Here is a 19,863-nt window from a genome sequence, read left to right as displayed (position 1 = left end):
GCCCTTTGTTGGCCGGGTTTTTTATGCCTGCTGATCCAATCCGGGACTGTGTCGCGCCCTTCGCGGGCAAGTCGAAGGGGCCGCCACGGTCTATCAGATTGCCGTCGCCCCCAACGCCGCGACAATCCTCTGCAACTCAGCCGAGTCACCCTCGATCCGCACCTGCAACCCGTCGATCTCACGGCGCAACGGGTATTGCTTGCGCAGCACATCGAATGCCGCACGTTGCTCGCTGACGCTGCCGACAAGGCTGCGACGGAAATCCGCATCGTCACGACGCGGGTCATACACGCCACGGCACAGCATCGCTAACGCCCAGGCCGGGTCGCTTTGCGCATTGAGGGTCACGTGCGACAGCCACGGTGCCGGCAGCAAATCGCTCAGGCTGACGCGGGCCGGTTGCCCGAGGAAATCGCAATACGCCTGATAAATCTGCGCGGTGCCCCTCTGCTTGCCATCGAGGCTGTAACCGGCAATGTGTGGCGTTGCCAGCACGCAGAGTTCGGCCAGTGCCACGTCGACTTCAGGCTCGCCTTCCCAGACATCGAGCACCGCTTGCAGGTCTTCGCGCTCCAGCAGCACATCGCGCAGTGCCGCATTGTTGACCACTGGCCCGCGACTGGCGTTGATCAGCCAGGTACCGGATCGGAGCTGGTTCAGACGTTTTTCATCGAACAAATGCCAGGTCGATTGCTGCCCCTGCTTGGTCAATGGCGTGTGCAGGCTGATGACGTCGCACTCGTCGATGATCTGCTCGAGGCTGACGTAGTCTCCACCTTCCGCAGCTTGCCGTGGCGGATCGCACACCAGCACCTTCCAGCCCAGGCCTTGCAGGACCTTGACCAGCCGTCCACCCACTTCGCCGGCACCGACCACGCCGTAGGTACGCCGGGTCAGGTCGACACCTTCGATTTCGGCCAGGGTCAGCAGACTGCCGAGCACATAGTCGACCACGCCGCGGGCATTGCAGCCCGGTGCACTGGACCAGGTGATACCGGCCTGCTGCAAGTAATCCAGGTCCAGATGATCGGTGCCGATGGTGCACGTACCGACAAAACGCACCTTGCTGCCCTCGAGCAGCGCACGATTGACGTTGGTCACCGAACGCACCAACAGCACATCGGCCTGCTCGACCGTGGCACGGTCGATGGCGCGACCCGGTACCCGGCGGATTTCACCGAAACCTTCGAAGAAGGCATCGAGCAGGGGGATATTTTCGTCGGCAACAATCAGCATGGCAGGCTCCTTTGGCGGATCGGCAGTGTAGGCGTAGATGCGGGTGGTGGGCCAGCGGGCATTGTTCACCCGGACCTGAAGTACACCAGTTACCGTGTGGGAGCGAGCCCGCTCGCGAAGAGGGGGTGTCAGGCAACATCAATGGCGGCTGACAGGCCGCTATCGCGAGCAAGCCCGCTCCCACAGGTTTTTGATTACAAATCGGTAACATGGGTCTTTTCCTGACTGGCGCGTCAACGCGTAGAATGCGCGCCTGTGCATCAATACCTTTTTGGACGTTTCGCCATTGAATCCTGTAATTGAGAATACCGCCGCCATTGCTCCGGCGCGGACGACGCCCGTTCGCCTGGAACTCAAAGGCCTGCTCGGCCTGGCCCTGCCGATCATGATCGCGCAACTGGCCACCACGGCCATGGGCTTCGTCGATGCGGTGATGGCCGGCCGTGTAAGCCCGCGAGACCTGGCCTCGGTGGCCCTGGGCAATTCGATCTGGATTCCGGTCTACCTGTTGATGTCCGGCGTCCTTTTGGCCACCACACCCAAGGTCGCGCAACGCTTTGGCGCCGGGCAGTTTGACGAAATCGGCCCACTGGTGCGCCAGGCGCTGTGGCTGGCACTGTGTGTCGGGTTGATCGGCAGCGGCCTGCTGCTCGGCGCCGAGCCGATCCTGCACTGGATGAAAGTCGATCCGCAATTGATCGAGCCGAGCATGGGTTACCTGCACGGGATCGCCTTCGGCTTGCCGGGCATGGCGTTTTATTACGTGTTGCGCTGCTACAGCGATGGCATGGGTCGTACCCGTCCGAGCATGGTCATTGGCTTGTGCGGGCTACTGCTGAACATCCCCCTGAACTACACGTTGATCTATGGCCATTTCGGCGCGCCGGCTCTGGGCGGCGTCGGGTGCGGCTGGGCCAGCGGCATTGTGATGTGGTTCATGGCGTTGAGCATGGCCGGCTGGACCTTCTGGGCGCCGTTCTATGCCCGCACCCGTGTGCTGGTGCGCTTCGATCGCCCGAAATGGGCCGTGATCAAGCGCCTGGTCAGCATCGGCCTGCCGATCGGTATCGCCGTGTTCGCCGAGTCCAGCATCTTCGCGGTCATCGCCCTGTTGATCGGCAGTCTCGGCTCCACCGTGGTGGCCGGGCATCAAATCGCCCTGAATATCAGCTCGTTGCTGTTCATGATTCCTTACTCGCTAGGCATGGCGGTGACCGTGCGCGTCGGTCAGGCACTGGGGGCCGGCAATCCTTGGCAGGCGCGCTTCGCGGCGAAGGTCGGGCTCGGTGCGGCACTGGTGTTCGCGGCGTTCTCGGCGAGCCTGATCCTGCTCCTGCGCGAACCTATCGCCTCGATCTACACGCCTGACAAGGCCGTGATCCAGATTGCGTCGATGTTGATTGTCTATGCCGCGCTGTACCAGTTTTCCGATGCCATCCAGGTGATCTGCGCGGGCGCGCTGCGTGGATACCAGGACACCCGGGTAACGATGATCCTGACTTTGTTCGCCTATTGGGGCATCGGCCTGCCGGTCGGCTACGTGCTGGGACTGACCGACTGGTTCGGTCCGGCCAGCGGCCCGAGCGGGCTATGGGAAGGGTTGATTGCCGGCTTGAGCTGCGCGGCGCTGATGCTGTCGATCCGCCTGACGCTCAGTGCGCGCAGGCGAATTCGTAACAGCCGCTCGGCGGGTTGACTGCACAAACAAAAAGACCTGCTTCTGCAGGTCTTTTTTTGGCTACCGTTAAACGGACTTCTTGCGAATCCAGTAGAGGTAGGTGCCCTCATCTTCGTGCTGCGCCACCAGTTCATGGTCGAGAAACACGCAGAACTTGGGAATGTCGCGACGGGTCGACGGGTCAGTGGCGATCACCTTGAGCAGGCCGCCGGGCACCAGGTCACGGATGTGCTGGTGCAGCATCATCACCGGCTCGGGGCAGTTGAGGCCGGTGGCGTCGAGGGTGCCGTCTACCGGCGTATCAAGCATTTCACTCATGATTCACTCCTGAAACTGGCCGGCATTGTCGCGCATTGCCGGGTGTTCAGTCACCTGTGGCATTACGCCGCCCTTGTGGGATTACCACTGACCTGTGGGAGCGGGCTTGCTCGCGAAAGCGGTGTGTCAGCAGCGTTGACGTCGACTGACACGACGCCTTCGCGAGCAAGTCGGATCGCCGCACCGCCGCTCCCACATTGGTCCGTCGGTATCAGCGGGATTTCGGCTTCTTCACATCCATCCGACGCAAATGGCAAGTCACTTCCTCGCGGTCGTGGTACAGCTGCTTGCAGCCAATCTCGACCTTGATGCCCCGTGCCTTGAAGCCATCGGCAACGCGCTCGAGCAAACGCTTCACTTCGGCATAGCGTTGTTTCATCGGCAGCTTGAGGTTGACCACCGCTTCGCGGCAATGCCCCTCGCCAATCCACTCTTCCAGCATCGCGGCGTTGCGCGCCGGTTTCTCGACGATGTCGCAGACCATCCAGTCCACCGGTTGCTTGGGCTTGAAGGTGAAACCGTCGGCCATCAAGTGCTGCACCAGGCCAGTATCCATCAGGCTTTCGGCCATCGGGCCGTTGTCGATGGCGGTCACCAGCATGCCACGGTTGACCAATTGCCAGGTCCAACCGCCGGGGGCGGCCCCCAGGTCAACGCCGGTCATGTCACTGTGCAGGCGCTCGTCCCACTGGTCACGCGGGATGAAGTGGTGCCAGGCCTCTTCCAGCTTGAGGGTCGAGCGGCTCGGCGCCTCGCGGGGGAATTTCAAACGGGGAATGCCCATCGGCCACATCGCCGAGTTGTTCGACTCCGCCAGGCCCATGAACACTTCGCGGCCGCTCTTGAAGGTCAGCAACAGGCGCGGCTTGTGGGCATCTTCCACCAATTTGCCGGCCGCCATCAGCGCCTTGCGCAGATGCACTTCGAATTTCTTGCAGAAGTTCGACAGTTCCTTGCCGTCATTGGTGTCGACCATTTCCAGCCACAGGCTGCCGCACAGCGGAAAGTCCGCCATATGCGCGAGGATCACGCTGATGCGGTCGGTTTCCGGCAGATCGATGAAAATTCCCCGGGCCCACTGGCGCGGGAAGATCAGCTCGGCGAAACGCTGCCCGCGCATCAGGCGCTCGGCGCCGTCTTCTTCGGTGCAGACAAACTCGGCGCAGGCGGTTGCCGCCTTGGCCTTGGCATAACCGGCAACGTTCAAGCACGCGGCGAGGTCGGAGATCTCGGAACAGACTTCGCCTTCGAAGCCCGGCCGGCAATGCATAAAGAGGGTGTTCATTCTTACTCCTGGGCAATGGCGAGGAATTTCGGCCACTGCACGATGCCCAGGCTTGCGTTGAAGCAAAGCCTGTCACGAAAACCCGCGCATGATAGCCGACTTCGGAACCCAGGGTCTGTTAACGCTTGCTGTCGACCGCGACGCAGCCCCAAGTGTGCGAGGCCGCGTTGCGGGATTTGCCAAGGGAACAACCATTGGCGGCATCCCGCGCCTTGCCTCGCACACTTTGGCATCGCAACGCGGTTCGACAGCAAGCGTTAACAGACCCTGGACTTGCCCATAGAGTCCAGTTATTAGCCTTAAGCACCAAAGAGGGCTAGGTTTAGTCCTCTATCCGTTCCCTCTGTCCGTAGCCGTGCGGACTCAAAGGAGTGATCGCAATGCCGTCCCTCGATAGCCTGAAAACGCTCAAGACCCTGCAAGTCGGCAACAAGACCTACCACTACTTCAGCCTGCCCGATGCCGCCAAAAGCCTGGGCGATCTGGACAAGCTGCCGATGTCGTTGAAAGTCCTGCTGGAAAACCTGCTGCGCTGGGAGGACGAAAAAACCGTCACCGGTGCCGACCTCAAGGCACTGGCCGCGTGGCTCAAGGAGCGTCGCTCCGACCGCGAAATCCAGTACCGCCCGGCGCGGGTGCTGATGCAGGACTTCACCGGCGTACCGGCGGTCGTCGACCTGGCCGCCATGCGCGCGGCGATGGCCAAGGCCGGCGGCAATCCGCAGCGGATCAACCCGCTGTCGCCGGTGGACCTGGTGATCGACCACTCGGTGATGGTCGACAAGTTCGCCACCAGCAGCGCCTTCGAGCAGAACGTCGACATTGAAATGCAGCGCAATGGCGAGCGCTATGCGTTCCTGCGCTGGGGCCAGAGTGCCTTCGACAACTTCAGCGTGGTGCCGCCGGGCACCGGGATCTGCCACCAGGTGAATCTTGAATACCTCGGCCGCACGGTCTGGACCAAGGACGAGGACGGCCGGACCTACGCCTTCCCCGACACTTTGGTGGGCACCGATTCCCACACCACCATGATCAACGGCCTCGGCGTGCTCGGCTGGGGCGTCGGCGGTATCGAGGCGGAAGCGGCAATGCTCGGGCAACCGGTGTCGATGCTGATTCCGGAAGTCATCGGTTTCAAACTCACCGGCAAGCTCAAGGAAGGCATCACTGCCACCGACCTGGTGCTGACCGTGACCCAGATGCTGCGCAAGAAAGGCGTGGTGGGCAAATTCGTCGAATTCTACGGCGACGGTCTGGCCGACCTGCCGCTGGCCGACCGCGCGACCATCGCCAACATGGCCCCGGAATACGGCGCCACCTGCGGTTTCTTCCCGGTGGACGACATCACGCTGGAATACCTGCGCCTGTCCGGCCGGCCCCTGGAAACGGTGCAACTGGTCGAGGCCTACAGCAAGGCCCAGGGCCTGTGGCGCCTGCCCGGCCAGGAACCGCTGTTCACCGACAGCCTGGCGCTGGACATGGGCAGCGTCGAAGCCAGCCTCGCCGGACCAAAACGCCCACAGGACCGGGTGTCGCTGCCCAACGTCGCGCAAGCGTTCAGCGACTTCGCCGACCTGCAATTCAAGCCCACCAGCAAGGAAGAAGGCCGCCTGGAAAGCGAAGGCGGTGGCGGTGTTGCCGTCGGCAATGCCGATATGGCCGGCGAAGTGGATTACGATTACGAAGGCCAGACCTATCGCCTGAAAAACGGCGCCGTGGTCATCGCCGCGATTACCTCCTGCACCAACACCTCCAACCCCAGCGTGATGATGGCGGCCGGGCTGGTGGCGAAGAAGGCTGTGGAAAAAGGCCTGAAACGCAAACCCTGGGTGAAGAGTTCGCTGGCCCCCGGCTCGAAAGTGGTCACCGATTACTACAAGGCGGCCGGGCTGACCCATTACCTCGACGAATTGGGCTTTGCCCTGGTCGGCTATGGCTGCACCACCTGCATCGGCAACTCGGGACCGCTGTCGGAACCCATCGAGAAAGCCATCCAGCAAGCCGACCTCACCGTGGCCTCCGTGCTCTCGGGCAATCGCAACTTCGAAGGCCGGGTGCATCCGCTGGTAAAAACCAACTGGCTGGCCTCCCCGCCGCTGGTGGTGGCCTACGCGCTGGCGGGTACCGTGCGCACCGACCTCAGCCGCGAGCCGTTGGGCGATGACAAGGACGGCAAACCGGTTTACCTGCGGGACATTTGGCCAAGCAGCAAAGAAATTGCCGACGCCGTGAATCAGGTCAGCACCGCCATGTTCCACAAGGAATACGCCGAAGTGTTTGCCGGTGACGCGCAATGGCAGGCGATCAAGGTTCCGCAGGCGGCGACCTACGTCTGGCAGGACGACTCGACTTACATCCAGCACCCGCCGTTCTTCGACGACATCGGCGGCCCGCCGCCCGTGGTCAAGGATGTCAACGGCGCCAGGATCCTCGCTCTGCTCGGCGACTCGGTGACCACCGACCACATCTCCCCGGCCGGCAACATCAAGGCCGACAGCCCGGCAGGGCAATACCTGCGCGACAAAGGCGTGGAGCCCCGGGACTTCAACTCCTACGGCTCGCGGCGTGGCAACCATGAAGTGATGATGCGCGGCACCTTCGCCAACATCCGCATACGCAACGAAATGCTCGGCGGCGAAGAAGGCGGCAACACCCGCTACATTCCCACCGGCGAGAAAATGCCGATCTACGACGCCGCCATGCGTTATCAGGCTTCAGGCACGCCGCTGGTGGTGTTCGCCGGCCAGGAATACGGCACCGGTTCGAGTCGCGACTGGGCGGCCAAAGGCACCAATCTGCTGGGGGTGAAAGCGGTCATCGCCGAAAGCTTCGAACGGATTCACCGCTCCAACCTGGTGGGCATGGGCGTGCTGCCGCTGCAGTTCAAGCTGGATCAGAACCGCAAGAGCCTGAAGCTCAACGGCAGTGAAACCCTGGACATCCTCGGCTTGACCGGCGTCGAGTTGACGCCACGGATGAACCTGACGCTGGTCATCACTCGCGAAGACGGCAGCAGCGAAAAAGTCGAGGTGTTGTGCCGCATCGATACGCTCAATGAGGTTGAGTACTTCAAGTCGGGGGGGATTCTGCATTACGTGTTGCGGCAGTTGATCGCTTCGTAACGGACGACTGACACAAACACCGCCTTCGGGCGGTGTTTTTGTTTGAGCTCTGCTTATAATCGCAGCCCTCGCCACAAAAGCTCTACATCTCTAAGGACTTCAAATGATTGCCCTGCCATGGATGCTTCTGGCCCTGCTTTCCTTCGGCTACGGTCTGGCGCTGACCTACGGCCATCTCGGCTGGCTCTCGGCAATCTCGGTGTTCTTGTTGCTGGTCGCTGGCGCAGCGGTTCGCCAGCGCGAGATCCCTTTTGTCCGCTACCTCGGCCACGGACTGTTCATCGTCCTGGCTCTGGCCCTGGCGACGCATTGGCTACCCGGTTTCTACAACGGTCGCGGTATCGATCCCCAACGTTTTACCGATAATGCCGTGTCATTCGCCATGCACCTGAATCTGGACAAACCGCTGATCGGCTTCTGGCTGTTACTGGTTTGTCCGTGGATTGTCGGCCGCCGTTCGCTTCGGCTATCGCTGTATGCCACCGCACTGGCATTGACCTTGAGCGCCGTGCTGGCGTTGGGTGGCGCGTTGTTGCTGGGCGTAATCGCCTGGGCGCCGAAATGGCCGGATCAAGCCTGGCTGTGGTTACTGAACAATCTGCTGCTGGTGACGCTGGTCGAAGAAGCGCTGTTCCGTGGCTACATCCAGGGCGGCCTGAGCCGGTACCTCAAAGACCGGCCCCACGGTGAACACCTCGCCCTGCTGCTGGCATCATTGATCTTCGGCCTGGCCCATGTTGGCGCGGGATGGCAGTGGGTATTGCTGGCAACGCTGGCCGGGGTCGGTTATGGCCTGGCCTACCGATTCGGCGGGCTGGGCGCCGCCATTGCCAGCCACTTTGGCTTGAACCTGCTGCACTTCGGCCTGTTCACCTATCCGATGCTCGCCGGCTGACGCAAGGGTCATTTTGCGACGCATCGCTGACTATCGAAAAATAATCTCAACAATCCGCCGGCCTTGCCGATACAGCACTTGAAAGCCTTGCGGATTAAAAAAGCCATGCGTAACAACCAGCCTATTACACAACGCGAGCGGACCTTCCCGGCTCAGCAACGGTTGATTTCCACCACCGATGCCAAGGGCATGATCACCTACTGTAACGACGCTTTCGTCGAGATCAGCGGGTATTCCCGAGAGGAGCTGATCCGTGCACCGCACAACCTGGTCCGTCACCCCGACGTCCCGGTCGCGGTGTTCGCCCACATGTGGGACACGCTGAAACAAGGCTTGCCATGGATGGGCATTGTCAAGAATCGCTGCAAGACCGGTGATCATTACTGGGTGAACGCCTATGTGACACCGATCTTCGAAGGCAATCAGGTGATCGGTTACGAGTCGGTGCGGGTCAAGCCCAGCGCCGAACAGATCCGCCGCGCCGAAGCGCTCTACCAACGCATCAACCAAGGCAAGTCGGCCATTCCCTCCTCGGATAAATGGTTGCCGATCCTGCAGGACTGGCTGCCGTTCATCCTGGTCAGCCAATTGAGCTTCATGATCGGTGCCTCCCTGAACTCCCATTGGGGGTTTGCCCTGGCTGCGGGTCTTTCGGTGCCGCTGGGCCTGATGGGCCTCCAGTGGCAACAGCGTGGCCTCAAGCGTTTGCTGCGCCTGGCCGAGCAGACCACCTCCGATCCGTTGATCGCCCAGATGTACACCGACAGTCGCGGCGCCCAGGCGCGTCTGGAAATGTCCATCCTCAGTCAGGAAGCACGCCTGAAAACCTGCCTGACGCGCCTGCAGGACACGGCCGAACACCTGACCGATCAGGCCAGGCAATCCGATGCCCTGGCGCACAACAGCTCCAGCGGCCTGGAACGTCAACGGGTCGAGACCGAACAAGTGGCCACCGCGGTCAACCAGATGGCCGCTACCACCCAGGAAGTCGCCAGCCACGTGCAACGCACCGCCGACGCCACCCAGGAAGCCAATCGCCTGACCGGTCGTGGTCGTGACATCGCCGGGGAAACCCGCGAAGCCATCCAGCGCCTGTCGGTAGTCGTCGGTGAAACCGGCGTGACCGTGACCCAACTGGCCAAGGACAGCAACGAAATCGGTGGCGTGGTCGACGTGATCAAAGGCATCGCCGACCAGACCAACCTGCTGGCCCTGAACGCTGCCATCGAAGCGGCCCGTGCTGGCGAGATGGGTCGTGGTTTTGCGGTGGTGGCCGACGAAGTCCGTCAACTGGCGCAACGCACCAGCGAGTCCACCGGGCAGATTCACGCGCTGATCGCCAAACTGCAACAAACCGCCGGCACCGCGGTGCAAACCATGGAAGCCGGGCATCGCCAGGCGGAAGAAGGCGTGGCGCGGGTACTGGAAGCGGACCAGGCACTGGTGGGGATCAGCGAAGCGGTGGCCAACATCACCGACATGACCACCCAGATCGCCGCCGCAACCGAAGAGCAAAGCGCCGTGGCCGAAGAAATCAGCCGCAACATCAGCAACATTTCTGAGTTGGCGGACCAGACCGCGGAACAGGCGCAGAACTCGGCGTTGCTGAGTGAAGAGCTGACCAAGACTGCCAATACCCAGTATTCGTTGGTGGAGCGGTTTAACCGCTGATAGAGGCGGGAATGACAAAAACCCGGACAGTAAGAGCTTCCGGGTTTTTTATTGAGCCTGTGAAAGTGATGTTGCCCAGGAGTGCCTCATCGCAAGCAGGCTCACTCCTACAGTTGATCGTTGTCGACACAAAAATCTGTGCCCACCGTAGATCCAATGTAGGAGCGAGCCTGCTCGCGATGAGGCCATGAAAGGCAATGAAGAATTCACTGAAGAAATGAAGCCACCTTCTGCGCCGCTGCCGCCACATGCTGCTCATGACTAAACCCTGAAGCCTTCAACGGCTTCAAGTCATGATCCCCCGCCACCAGCCAGAACACCTCGATACCCGGCGATAGCGCATAACCCTCGACCGCCTCGCGATTGCCCAACGCATCGCGCTCACCTTGCACGATCAAGGTTCGCGTCTTCAGCCCGGCCAAATGCTCAACCCTTGGCTTCTCCGGTTTGCCTACCGCATAAAACGGATACCCCAGGCACACCAGCGCATGCGCACCCAATTCATCCGCGAGCAAACTGGCCATCCGCCCGCCCATGGACTTGCCACCAATGGCCAGCGGCCCAGTGACATGGCGTCGCACCTGGGCATACACCTCACGCCAGCATTCCAGCAGTTTCGGTGCCGGGTTCGGCGGGCGTTTGCCGCCATCGAGGCGCCGCTGTGCCATATAGGGAAACTCGAAGCGCAACACGTTGACGCCTTGCGCGGCGAGGCGTGCAGCCATGTCGTTCATCCAGTCACTGTCCATCGGTGCGCCGGCGCCATGGGCGAGGATCAGCGTCGCCGCAGCCTTGCCAGTCGCGGCATTCCACAACCAACCATGATCCCGCACGCACTGCGCCCATTGATCCCCGTCAATACCGGCCTTGTGCCCTTTGTCCATGCTTGCCTCGCTTTTAGTCTGCCTATAACTCCGGCCGAAGGGTGCGCTGCCTTGCGCGAGTGCGCTCACTTCGGCTGAACCGTGGATGGGGAACCATGAACACTTCTATCAGTACCGCCTACAACTACAAGGTGGTCCGCCAATTCGCCATTATGACGGTGGTGTGGGGCATCGTCGGCATGGGGCTCGGGGTTTTTCTCGCTGCCCAGTTGGTCTGGCCCGAACTCAACTTCAATTTGCCGTGGACCAGCTTCGGCCGCTTGCGCCCGCTGCACACCAACGCGGTGATCTTCGCCTTTGGCGGCTGCGCCTTGTTCGCCAGTTCGTTCTATTCGGTGCAACGCACCTGCCAGACCCAATTGTTCGCGCCGAAAATCGCCGCGTTCTGTTTCTGGGGCTGGCAGCTTGTGATCCTGCTGGCAGCCATCAGCCTGCCGCTGGGCTACACCAGTTCCAAGGAATACGCCGAGCTGGAATGGCCGATCGACATCCTGATCACCATCGTCTGGGTCGCCTACGCCATCGTGTTCTTCGGCACGATCATGCAGCGCAAGACCAAGCACATTTATGTCGGCAACTGGTTCTTCGGTGCGTTCATCATCACCGTGGCGATCCTGCACATCGTCAACAACATGGAATTGCCGGTCAGCTTCACCAAGTCCTACTCTCTGTACTCCGGCGCCACCGATGCGATGGTGCAATGGTGGTACGGACACAACGCCGTCGGCTTTTTCCTCACCGCCGGTTTCCTCGGCATGATGTATTACTTCGTGCCGAAACAGGCCGAGCGCCCGGTTTACTCCTATCGCCTGTCGATCGTGCACTTCTGGGCGCTGATCACCCTGTACATCTGGGCCGGTCCGCACCACTTGCACTACACCGCGCTGCCGGACTGGGCGCAGTCGTTGGGCATGGTGATGTCGCTGATCCTGCTGGCGCCGAGCTGGGGCGGGATGATCAACGGCATGATGACCCTGTCGGGGGCCTGGCATAAGTTGCGCAGCGACCCGGTCCTGCGCTTTCTCGTGGTGTCGCTGGCGTTCTACGGCATGTCGACCTTCGAAGGGCCGATGATGGCGATCAAGACGGTCAACGCCCTGTCCCACTACACCGACTGGACCATCGGCCACGTACACGCAGGTGCGTTGGGCTGGGTGGCGATGATTTCCATCGGCGCGCTGTACCACATGATCCCGAAAGTCTTCGGCCGCGAGCAGATGCACAGCATCGGCCTGATCAACGCGCACTTCTGGCTCGCCACCATCGGCACCGTTCTGTACATCGCCTCGATGTGGGTCAACGGCATCGCCCAGGGCCTGATGTGGCGTGCAGTGAACGAGGACGGCACGCTGACTTACTCCTTCGTCGAAACCCTGGTGGCCAGCCACCCTGGCTTCGTCGTGCGGCTGGTGGGTGGTGCGATCTTCCTCAGTGGCATGTTCCTGATGGCCTACAACACCTGGCGCACCGTGCGGGCCTCGCAGCCTGCCGAAGTCGCCGCTGCCGCGCAGATGGCCTGAGGAGTCCGCCATGAAACACGAAACTATCGAGAAAAACGTCGGCCTGTTGCTGCTGCTGATGATCCTGGCCGTGAGCATCGGCGGCCTGACCCAGATCGTCCCGCTGTTCTTCCAGGACGTGACCAACAAACCGGTGGAAGGCATGAAGCCCTACACCGCGCTGCAACTGGAAGGTCGCGACATCTATATCCGCGAAGGCTGCGTCGGCTGTCATTCGCAGATGATCCGCCCGTTCCGCGCCGAGACCGAACGCTACGGGCACTACTCGGTGGCAGGCGAAAGCGTCTGGGACCACCCGTTCCTGTGGGGTTCGAAACGCACCGGGCCGGACCTGGCGCGGGTTGGCGCGCGTTACTCGGATGACTGGCACCGCGCGCACTTGTACAACCCGCGCAACGTCGTGCCCGAGTCGAAGATGCCGGCCTACCCATGGCTGGTGGCCAATCAGCTCGACAGCAGTCATACCGAAACCAAGATCAAGGCCATGCGCACCCTGGGCGTGCCGTACACCGACGAGGACATCACCGGCGCCGTCGCTTCGCTCAAAGGCAAGAGCGAAATGGATGCGCTGGTCGCCTACCTGCAAGTGCTCGGCACTGCCATCAAGAGCAAGAGGTGAGCCATGCCCATGTCTTTTATAGAGAGCGAAATGAGCACTGGAATGATCCGCGGCCTTGGCACCGTCGTCGTATTCGTGGCCTTCGTCGGCCTGACCCTGTGGGTTTTCAACAGCAAGCGCGGCCCGGAATTCGCCGAAGCGCGCCTGCTGCCGTTCGCTGACGAGCCACAACCCGACATCACAGAAGAATCAGCAACAAGGAGTACCCGGCCATGACCACCTTCTGGAGTACGTGGATCTGCGTACTGACCATCGGCAGCCTGATTGGCCTGACCTGGCTGCTGATCGGCACCCGCAAGGGTGAAACCAAGGGCAGCGTCGACCAGACCATGGGCCACAGCTTCGACGGCATCGAGGAGTACGACAACCCGTTGCCGCAATGGTGGTTCATGCTGTTCGCCGGCACCCTGGTATTCGCCGTCGGCTACCTGATCCTCTATCCGGGCCTCGGTAACTGGAAAGGCATCCTCCCCGGCTACGAAAACGGCTGGACCGGCGTGCACGAATGGGAAAAGGAGATGGCCAAGGCTGACACGAAGTTCGGGCCGATCTTCGCCAAGTTCGCGGCGATGCCCGTGGAAGAAGTGGCCAAAGACCCGCAGGCACTGAAAATGGGCGGCCGCCTGTTTGCCTCCAACTGCTCGGTGTGCCACGGCTCGGATGCCAAGGGTGCATATGGCTTCCCCAACCTGACCGACAGCGACTGGCGCTGGGGAGGCAATGCAGAAACCATCAAGACCACCATCATGGGTGGCCGGATGGCGATGATGCCGGCCTGGGGTGAAGTCCTGGGGGAAGACGGTGTGAAGAACGTCGCCGCGTATGTGCGCCATGGCCTGGCCAAGCTGCCATTGCCTGCCGACAGCAAAGCCGACCTGCAGGCCGGACAGCAAGCGTTCAGCACCACCTGCGTCGCCTGTCATGGGGCAAACGGCCAGGGCACTGAAGCCATGGGCGCGCCGAACCTGACGCACCCGGCCGGCTTCATCTACGGGACGAGCCTGACACAACTTGAACAGACGATTCGGCATGGCCGTCAGGGCCATATGCCGGCGCAGAACGAACTGCTCGGCAACGATAAGGTGCAGCTGCTCGCGGCATACGTGTACAGCCTTTCCAGAGGTGATGAGCAGTTGAGCGGCAAGCTTCAAGCTACAAGCGGCAAGTAAAGTCAAAAGCCAGAGCTGCAAGCAACGGGATTTCTCTTGAAGCTTGCAGCTTGAAGCTTGCCGCTGCCTCTTTGCGACGCATTGTCGCACCCTCTTTGACTCTTCCTTTCGGATCACCGGATTCGGGTCTAAGCTTCCCCCGATGCGGACTGGCCGGTGCCGGTTCCAGGTCGACCCTGAACGATGTGTTCGACGAATCTGCCCGATGACAGGCCGCAAAGGCTGGTAGATACCGGCTGTCGCACCAATTGCCTTCGGTCAGCCAAACGTTGCGTTTGAACACACCCCGTTACATCCGACCTGACCCCCTCGCCTGATCAGTCCGCCGGGATGTTTTGCCCGCGGGCAAATTTGTCCTTACGCGGCGCATGGAAAGGCCGCAGAATCAGCTTTTGAAAGCATTGACCCAGGTCATGGCGCGTTGCAATGACCCCTTGCTTTCTCCATACTTGCGGCCGATTTTTAATCCTAATAAAACACCCAAACCGTGGAACCTTAGAATGAGCACAGCAATCAGTCCGACTGCTTATAACTATAAGGTAGTCCGCCAGTTCGCCATCATGACGGTGGTCTGGGGGATCCTTGGCATGGGGCTCGGTGTCTTCATTGCCTCGCAACTGGTCTGGCCGGAGTTGAACTTCGGTCTGCCATGGACGAGCTTTGGACGCCTGCGCCCGTTGCACACCAACCTGGTGATTTTCGCCTTCGGTGGATGTGCACTGTTTGCCACTTCTTATTACGTCGTGCAGCGAACCTGCCAAACGCGACTGATTTCCGACAGCCTCGCCGCCTTCACCTTCTGGGGATGGCAAGCGGTGATCGTCGGCGCGATCATTACCTTGCCAATGGGTTTCACCACCACCAAGGAATACGCGGAACTGGAATGGCCCCTGGCTATTCTGCTGGCCATTGTCTGGGTCACCTACGGCCTGGTGTTCTTCGGCACCATCGTCAAGCGCAAGACCAAGCACATCTATGTGGGTAACTGGTTCTACGGCGCGTTCATCGTCGTGACCGCGATGCTGCACATCGTCAACCACATGTCGCTGCCGGTCAGCCTGTTCAAGTCCTACTCGGCCTACTCGGGTGCGACGGACGCGATGATTCAGTGGTGGTACGGCCACAACGCCGTGGGCTTCTTCCTGACCACCGGCTTCCTGGGCATGATGTACTACTTCGTGCCGAAACAGGCCGAGCGTCCGATCTACTCTTATCGCCTGTCGATCGTGCACTTCTGGGCACTGATCACCCTGTACATCTGGGCCGGCCCGCACCACCTGCACTACACCGCACTGCCGGACTGGGCTCAGTCCCTGGGCATGGCGATGTCGATCATCCTGCTGGCTCCAAGCTGGGGCGGCATGATCAACGGCATGATGACCCTGTCGGGCGCCTGGCATAAGCTGCGCACCGACCCGATCCTGCGCTTCCTGGTCGTCTCCCTGGCGTTCTACGGCATGTCGACCTTCGAAGGCCCGATGATGGCCATCAAGACCGTCAACTCGCTGTCGCACTACACCGACTGGACCATCGGCCACGTACACGCCGGCGCCCTGGGCTGGGTTGCGATGATCTCGATCGGCGCCATCTACCACATGATCCCGAAACTGTTCGGTCGTGCGCAGATGCACAGCACCGGCCTGATCAACACCCACTTCTGGCTCGCGACCATCGGTACCGTGCTCTACATCGCCTCGATGTGGGTCAACGGCATCACCCAGGGCCTGATGTGGCGTGCAATCAACGACGACGGCACCCTCACCTACTCGTTCGTCGAAGCGCTGCAAGCCAGCCACCCTGGTTTCATCGTTCGCGCCCTGGGCGGTGCGTTCTTCGCCACCGGCATGTTGTTCATGGCCTACAACGTATTCCGTACCGTACGCGCCTCGAACCCGGCTGAAGCCGAAGCCGCCGCCAAGATTGCCGTAGTTGGAGCTCACTGATGAAGCATGAAGCAGTCGAGAAGAATATTGGCCTGCTGGCCTTCTTCATGGTCATCGCCGTCAGCATCGGCGGCCTGACCCAGATCGTTCCGCTGTTTTTCCAGGATGTCACCAACAAGCCGGTCGAGGGCATGAAGCCCCGCACCGCCCTTGAACTGGAAGGCCGGGACGTTTATATCGCCAACGGTTGTGTCGGCTGCCACTCACAGATGATCCGTCCGTTCCGTGCCGAAACCGAACGCTACGGCCACTACTCGGTTGCCGGTGAAAGCGTCTGGGACCACCCGTTCCTGTGGGGTTCCAAGCGTACCGGTCCGGACCTGGCCCGTGTCGGCGGTCGTTACTCCGATGACTGGCAGCGTGCGCACTTGTACAACCCGCGCAACGTAGTGCCCGAGTCGAAAATGCCGGCCTACCCGTTCCTCGTGGAAAACAAGCTCGACGGCAAAGACACCGCCAAGAAAATGGAAGTCTTGCGCACGCTCGGCGTCCCTTACACCGACGAAGACATCGCCGGCGCCAAGGATGCTGTGAAGGGCAAAACCGAAATGGACGCGCTGGTGGCCTATCTGCAAGGCCTGGGCACCATCATCAAAAGCAAACGGTGAATTAGATGGATATCGGGATGATTCGTGGCCTGGGCACCGTTGTCGTGATGGTGGCCTTCATCGGACTGGCACTGTGGGTGTTCAGCCCCAAGCGCAAGTCGGAGTTTGAAGACGCGACCTTGCTGCCTTTCGCGGATGATCCCGAAGCCATCAAGCACGTCGAGCAAGCTTCTAGGAGTAACAAAGAATGACTACATTCTGGAGTCTGTACGTCACAGTCCTCAGTCTCGGTACGATCTTCGCCCTGACCTGGCTGCTGCTGTCGACCCGCAAGGGCCAGCGCAGCGAACAGACAGACGAGACCGTCGGACACTCCTTCGATGGCATCGAGGAGTACGACAACCCGCTGCCGAAATGGTGGTTCATGCTGTTCGTGGGCACCATCATCTTCGCACTGGGCTACCTGGCGCTGTATCCGGGCCTGGGTAACTGGAAAGGCCTGCTGCCGGGTTACGGCTACCTCGACAACGAGAAGCAGACCCCGTTCGCCAACGGCCAGACCGGCTGGACCGGCGTTCACGAGTGGGAAAAGGAAATGGCCAAGTCGGACGCCAAGTTCGGTCCGATCTTCGCCAAATTCGCGGCCATGCCAATTGAAGAAGTGGCCAAGGACCCGCAAGCCCTGAAGATGGGTGGCCGCCTGTTCGCCTCCAACTGCTCGGTTTGCCATGGTTCCGACGCCAAGGGCGCCTACGGCTTCCCTAACCTGACCGACGCCGACTGGCGCTGGGGCGGCGAGCCGGCAACCATCAAGACCACCATCATGGGCGGCCGTCATGCAGTGATGCCTGCGTGGGCTGAAGTGATTGGCGAGCAAGGCGTGGCCGACGTGGCCGCGTTTGTCCTGACCAACCTCGATGGCCGCAAGCTGCCGGAAGGCACCAAGGCCGACCCGGTTGCCGGGCAGAAACTGTTCGCCACCAACTGCGTGGCGTGCCACGGTCCGGAAGGCAAAGGCACCCCAGCGATGGGCGCGCCTGACCTGACTCACCCGGCAGCGTTCATCTACGGTTCGAGCTTCGCTCAACTGCAGCAGACCATCCGTTATGGCCGTCAGGGCCAGATGCCTGCGCAAGAACAGCTGCAAGGCAACGACAAGGTTCACCTGCTGGCCGCTTACGTCTACAGCCTGTCTCACGGTGAGAAGGCAGCGGGCGCCGAGTAAGGCAAACGCTTGAAGCAACAAAAAACGGCCCCGCCAATGTGAATTGGCGGGGCCGTTTTGTTTAAGGCCAGGCGTCGATCTTCAGGCGCTCCATCGCAAAGAGCGATCATGAAAGAAAACAGGATTGAACGCCTCACACCGAAAAGTCGTCCATAATTTCCAAGTCAATTGATTCAAGTCATTACACCATCAAATGATTTTGCCAAACGTGACCAAAGGTCGCACCCTTGGACTAGAGCGACAGGCGTATCATTGCGCCACTGCAACACCCCTTTTTGACCGCGGTCGGCACGTACTGACCGAGGCACTTTTCCACTGCCGTGGGATGCAATGATGAGCAACCAGATTCCGGTACACGACGTCACTCCACCCGCCAAGAACGCAAACAACAGCGTCGACCTCTACGCCTCCAGGGAAAAAATCTACACCCGCGCCTTCACCGGCCTGTTTCGCAATCTGCGGATGACCGGCGGAGCCCTGTTGTTCCTGCTGTATTTCGGCACGGTGTGGCTGAACTGGGGCGGTCATCAGGCCGTGTGGTGGAACGTGCCGGAGCGCAAGTTCTTCATTTTCGGCGCCACCTTCTGGCCCCAGGATTTCATTCTGCTGTCCGGCATGTTGATCATCGCCGCGTTCGGCCTGTTCTTCATCACGGTGTACGCCGGACGGGTCTGGTGCGGCTATACCTGCCCGCAAAGCGTCTGGACCTGGATCTTCATGTGGTGCGAAAAAGTCACCGAAGGTGACCGCAACCAACGCATCAAGCTCGACAAGGCGCCAATGAGCGCCAACAAGTTCCTGCGCAAACTCAGCAAGCACACCATGTGGCTGTTGATCGGTTTCGTCACCGGCATGACTTTCGTCGGCTACTTCTCGCCGATCCGCGAACTGGTGTTCGACTTCTTCACCGGCCAGGCGGATGGCTGGTCGTACTTCTGGGTCGGCTTCTTCACCCTCGCCACTTACGGCAATGCCGGCTGGCTGCGTGAACAGGTGTGCATCTACATGTGCCCGTACGCGCGCTTCCAGAGCGTGATGTTCGACAAGGACACCCTGATCGTTTCCTACGACCCGCGCCGTGGCGAAGGCCGTGGCCCGCGTAAAAAAGGCATCGACTACAAGGCTCAGGGCCTGGGCGACTGCATCGACTGCACCATGTGCGTCCAGGTCTGTCCGACCGGTATCGACATCCGCGACGGCCTGCAAATCGAATGCATCGGTTGCGCCGCCTGCATCGATGCCTGCGACGCCATCATGGACAAGATGGAATACCCGCGCGGGCTGATCAGCTACACCACCGAGCACAACCTGTCCGGGCAGAAAACCCATAAACTGCGCCCGCGCCTGATTGGCTATGCCATTGTGCTGCTGGCGATGATCAGCTTGCTGGTGACTGCATTCTTCATGCGTGCGCTGGTGGGCTTCGATGTCAGCAAGGACCGCGTGCTGTACCGCGAGAACGCCGAAGGCCGGATCGAAAACGTCTACAGCCTGAAAATCATGAACAAGGACCAGCGCGACCATACCTACCTGCTCGAAGCCTCCGGCCTGCCGGATCTCAAATTGCAGGGTCGACGCGAGATCAAGGTCGCGGCCGGCGAGATCATCAGCCAGCCTGCCGAGCTCTCCGTCGCACCGGAAAAACTGCCGTCGAGCACCAACGAGGTGAAATTCATCCTCAAGGACGCCGATGACGACAGCGTCCACATTGAAGCCAAGAGCCGGTTCATCGGCCCACAAATTCGTTGAG

Annotated in this window: 17 protein-coding genes; 13 read left to right on the top strand and 4 right to left on the bottom strand. The window is 60.9% G+C overall.

The window, feature by feature from the left end; translation table 11 throughout:
• Positions 1–93 precede the first annotated feature (93 nt).
• Positions 94–1,236, bottom strand: a complete 1,143-nt coding sequence (pdxB, locus tag AC1DVE_RS02760; RefSeq protein WP_223532579.1) for a 4-phosphoerythronate dehydrogenase PdxB — start codon at positions 1,234–1,236, stop codon at positions 94–96.
• Between the two features lie 286 nt (positions 1,237–1,522).
• Here pdxB and AC1DVE_RS02755 point away from each other — a divergent pair, with 286 nt between their 5' ends.
• The gene (locus tag AC1DVE_RS02755; protein ID WP_223532577.1) at positions 1,523–2,932 is read left to right on the top strand and encodes an MATE family efflux transporter; all 1,410 of its coding nucleotides are present in this window, start codon (positions 1,523–1,525) and stop codon (positions 2,930–2,932) included.
• 48 nt (positions 2,933–2,980) lie between these two features.
• Here the strand turns inward: AC1DVE_RS02755 and tusA are convergent, their stop codons facing one another.
• On the bottom strand, positions 2,981–3,232 hold the full coding sequence (tusA, locus tag AC1DVE_RS02750; RefSeq protein WP_056721984.1) for a sulfurtransferase TusA: 252 nt from the start codon (positions 3,230–3,232) through the stop codon (positions 2,981–2,983).
• A gap of 211 nt (positions 3,233–3,443) precedes the next feature.
• The gene (gene rlmM / locus AC1DVE_RS02745) at positions 3,444–4,517 is read right to left on the bottom strand and encodes a 23S rRNA (cytidine(2498)-2'-O)-methyltransferase RlmM (RefSeq protein WP_477783710.1); all 1,074 of its coding nucleotides are present in this window, start codon (positions 4,515–4,517) and stop codon (positions 3,444–3,446) included.
• A 380-nt stretch (positions 4,518–4,897) separates the two neighbouring features.
• Here rlmM and acnA point away from each other — a divergent pair, with 380 nt between their 5' ends.
• The 3 genes from acnA to AC1DVE_RS02730 all read left to right on the top strand — a co-directional run bounded on the left by acnA (position 4,898) and on the right by AC1DVE_RS02730 (position 10,205).
• Positions 4,898–7,639 carry an aconitate hydratase AcnA gene (gene acnA, locus AC1DVE_RS02740; RefSeq protein ID WP_477783709.1) on the top strand — a complete coding sequence of 914 codons (2,742 nt, stop codon included), beginning with the start codon at positions 4,898–4,900 and terminating at the stop codon, positions 7,637–7,639.
• Between the two features lie 103 nt (positions 7,640–7,742).
• A complete protein-coding gene (locus AC1DVE_RS02735; RefSeq protein ID WP_477783708.1) occupies positions 7,743–8,534 on the top strand; it encodes a lysostaphin resistance A-like protein in 792 nt (263 codons plus the stop codon).
• A gap of 105 nt (positions 8,535–8,639) precedes the next feature.
• Positions 8,640–10,205 carry a methyl-accepting chemotaxis protein gene (locus AC1DVE_RS02730; protein WP_477783707.1) on the top strand — a complete coding sequence of 522 codons (1,566 nt, stop codon included), beginning with the start codon at positions 8,640–8,642 and terminating at the stop codon, positions 10,203–10,205.
• Positions 10,206–10,411: 206 nt separating this feature from the next.
• Here AC1DVE_RS02730 and AC1DVE_RS02725 read toward each other — a convergent pair whose 3' ends face one another.
• Complete coding sequence (locus AC1DVE_RS02725; RefSeq protein ID WP_223454509.1) at positions 10,412–11,089, bottom strand: alpha/beta family hydrolase; 678 nt, start codon at positions 11,087–11,089, stop codon at positions 10,412–10,414.
• A gap of 95 nt (positions 11,090–11,184) precedes the next feature.
• On the opposite strand from AC1DVE_RS02725, the gene ccoN (AC1DVE_RS02720) reads away from it, so the two are divergent.
• From ccoN (AC1DVE_RS02720) to ccoG, 9 genes are all read left to right on the top strand, one after another.
• Positions 11,185–12,609 carry a cytochrome-c oxidase, cbb3-type subunit I gene (gene ccoN / locus AC1DVE_RS02720; protein ID WP_223532575.1) on the top strand — a complete coding sequence of 475 codons (1,425 nt, stop codon included), beginning with the start codon at positions 11,185–11,187 and terminating at the stop codon, positions 12,607–12,609.
• 10 nt (positions 12,610–12,619) lie between these two features.
• Entirely contained in the window at positions 12,620–13,228 is a 609-nt protein-coding gene (gene ccoO, locus AC1DVE_RS02715) for a cytochrome-c oxidase, cbb3-type subunit II (protein ID WP_008020035.1), read from the top strand.
• Between the two features lie 18 nt (positions 13,229–13,246).
• Positions 13,247–13,444: a cbb3-type cytochrome oxidase subunit 3 gene (locus tag AC1DVE_RS02710; RefSeq protein ID WP_223454536.1), complete on the top strand. Its 198-nt coding sequence runs from the start codon at positions 13,247–13,249 to the stop codon at positions 13,442–13,444.
• Positions 13,441–14,397 carry a cytochrome-c oxidase, cbb3-type subunit III gene (gene ccoP, locus AC1DVE_RS02705; protein WP_223454512.1) on the top strand — a complete coding sequence of 319 codons (957 nt, stop codon included), beginning with the start codon at positions 13,441–13,443 and terminating at the stop codon, positions 14,395–14,397. Before AC1DVE_RS02710 ends, ccoP (AC1DVE_RS02705) begins: the two co-directional genes overlap by 4 nt.
• Positions 14,398–14,897: 500 nt before the next feature.
• Entirely contained in the window at positions 14,898–16,340 is a 1,443-nt protein-coding gene (gene ccoN, locus AC1DVE_RS02700; protein WP_223532571.1) for a cytochrome-c oxidase, cbb3-type subunit I, read from the top strand.
• A complete protein-coding gene (gene ccoO, locus AC1DVE_RS02695) occupies positions 16,340–16,948 on the top strand; it encodes a cytochrome-c oxidase, cbb3-type subunit II (protein WP_009042961.1) in 609 nt (202 codons plus the stop codon). Before ccoN (AC1DVE_RS02700) ends, ccoO (AC1DVE_RS02695) begins: the two co-directional genes overlap by 1 nt.
• A 5-nt stretch (positions 16,949–16,953) precedes the next feature.
• Positions 16,954–17,139, top strand: coding sequence for a CcoQ/FixQ family Cbb3-type cytochrome c oxidase assembly chaperone (locus AC1DVE_RS02690; protein ID WP_003175465.1), 186 nt, complete (start codon positions 16,954–16,956; stop codon positions 17,137–17,139).
• Positions 17,136–18,113 carry a cytochrome-c oxidase, cbb3-type subunit III gene (ccoP, locus tag AC1DVE_RS02685; protein ID WP_223532569.1) on the top strand — a complete coding sequence of 326 codons (978 nt, stop codon included), beginning with the start codon at positions 17,136–17,138 and terminating at the stop codon, positions 18,111–18,113. Before AC1DVE_RS02690 ends, ccoP (AC1DVE_RS02685) begins: the two co-directional genes overlap by 4 nt.
• Before the next feature lie 333 nt (positions 18,114–18,446).
• Positions 18,447–19,862: a cytochrome c oxidase accessory protein CcoG gene (gene ccoG, locus AC1DVE_RS02680; RefSeq protein ID WP_223454517.1), complete on the top strand. Its 1,416-nt coding sequence runs from the start codon at positions 18,447–18,449 to the stop codon at positions 19,860–19,862.
• Position 19,863 lies beyond the last annotated feature (1 nt).

The sequence above is a fragment of the Pseudomonas sp. P4_B4 genome (genome assembly GCF_056402255.1).
Note: the sequence above shows the minus strand (reverse complement) of the source record. Positions and strands in the feature narration are given on the sequence as shown.

What these genes read in the sequence shown, in the direction of transcription:
- pdxB (WP_223532579.1), bottom strand. Translation starts at nt 1,236, where the DNA reads ATGCTGATTGTTGCCGACGAAAATATCCCCCTGCTCGATGCCTTCTTC.
- tusA (WP_056721984.1), bottom strand. Translation starts at nt 3,232, where the DNA reads ATGAGTGAAATGCTTGATACGCCGGTAGACGGCACCCTCGACGCCACC.
- rlmM (WP_477783710.1), bottom strand. Translation starts at nt 4,517, where the DNA reads ATGAACACCCTCTTTATGCATTGCCGGCCGGGCTTCGAAGGCGAAGTC.
- acnA (WP_477783709.1), top strand. Translation starts at nt 4,898, where the DNA reads ATGCCGTCCCTCGATAGCCTGAAAACGCTCAAGACCCTGCAAGTCGGC.
- AC1DVE_RS02735 (WP_477783708.1), top strand. Translation starts at nt 7,743, where the DNA reads ATGATTGCCCTGCCATGGATGCTTCTGGCCCTGCTTTCCTTCGGCTAC.
- AC1DVE_RS02730 (WP_477783707.1), top strand. Translation starts at nt 8,640, where the DNA reads ATGCGTAACAACCAGCCTATTACACAACGCGAGCGGACCTTCCCGGCT.
- AC1DVE_RS02725 (WP_223454509.1), bottom strand. Translation starts at nt 11,089, where the DNA reads ATGGACAAAGGGCACAAGGCCGGTATTGACGGGGATCAATGGGCGCAG.
- ccoN (WP_223532575.1), top strand. Translation starts at nt 11,185, where the DNA reads ATGAACACTTCTATCAGTACCGCCTACAACTACAAGGTGGTCCGCCAA.
- ccoO (WP_008020035.1), top strand. Translation starts at nt 12,620, where the DNA reads ATGAAACACGAAACTATCGAGAAAAACGTCGGCCTGTTGCTGCTGCTG.
- ccoP (WP_223454512.1), top strand. Translation starts at nt 13,441, where the DNA reads ATGACCACCTTCTGGAGTACGTGGATCTGCGTACTGACCATCGGCAGC.
- ccoN (WP_223532571.1), top strand. Translation starts at nt 14,898, where the DNA reads ATGAGCACAGCAATCAGTCCGACTGCTTATAACTATAAGGTAGTCCGC.
- ccoO (WP_009042961.1), top strand. Translation starts at nt 16,340, where the DNA reads ATGAAGCATGAAGCAGTCGAGAAGAATATTGGCCTGCTGGCCTTCTTC.
- AC1DVE_RS02690 (WP_003175465.1), top strand. Translation starts at nt 16,954, where the DNA reads ATGGATATCGGGATGATTCGTGGCCTGGGCACCGTTGTCGTGATGGTG.
- ccoP (WP_223532569.1), top strand. Translation starts at nt 17,136, where the DNA reads ATGACTACATTCTGGAGTCTGTACGTCACAGTCCTCAGTCTCGGTACG.
- ccoG (WP_223454517.1), top strand. Translation starts at nt 18,447, where the DNA reads ATGAGCAACCAGATTCCGGTACACGACGTCACTCCACCCGCCAAGAAC.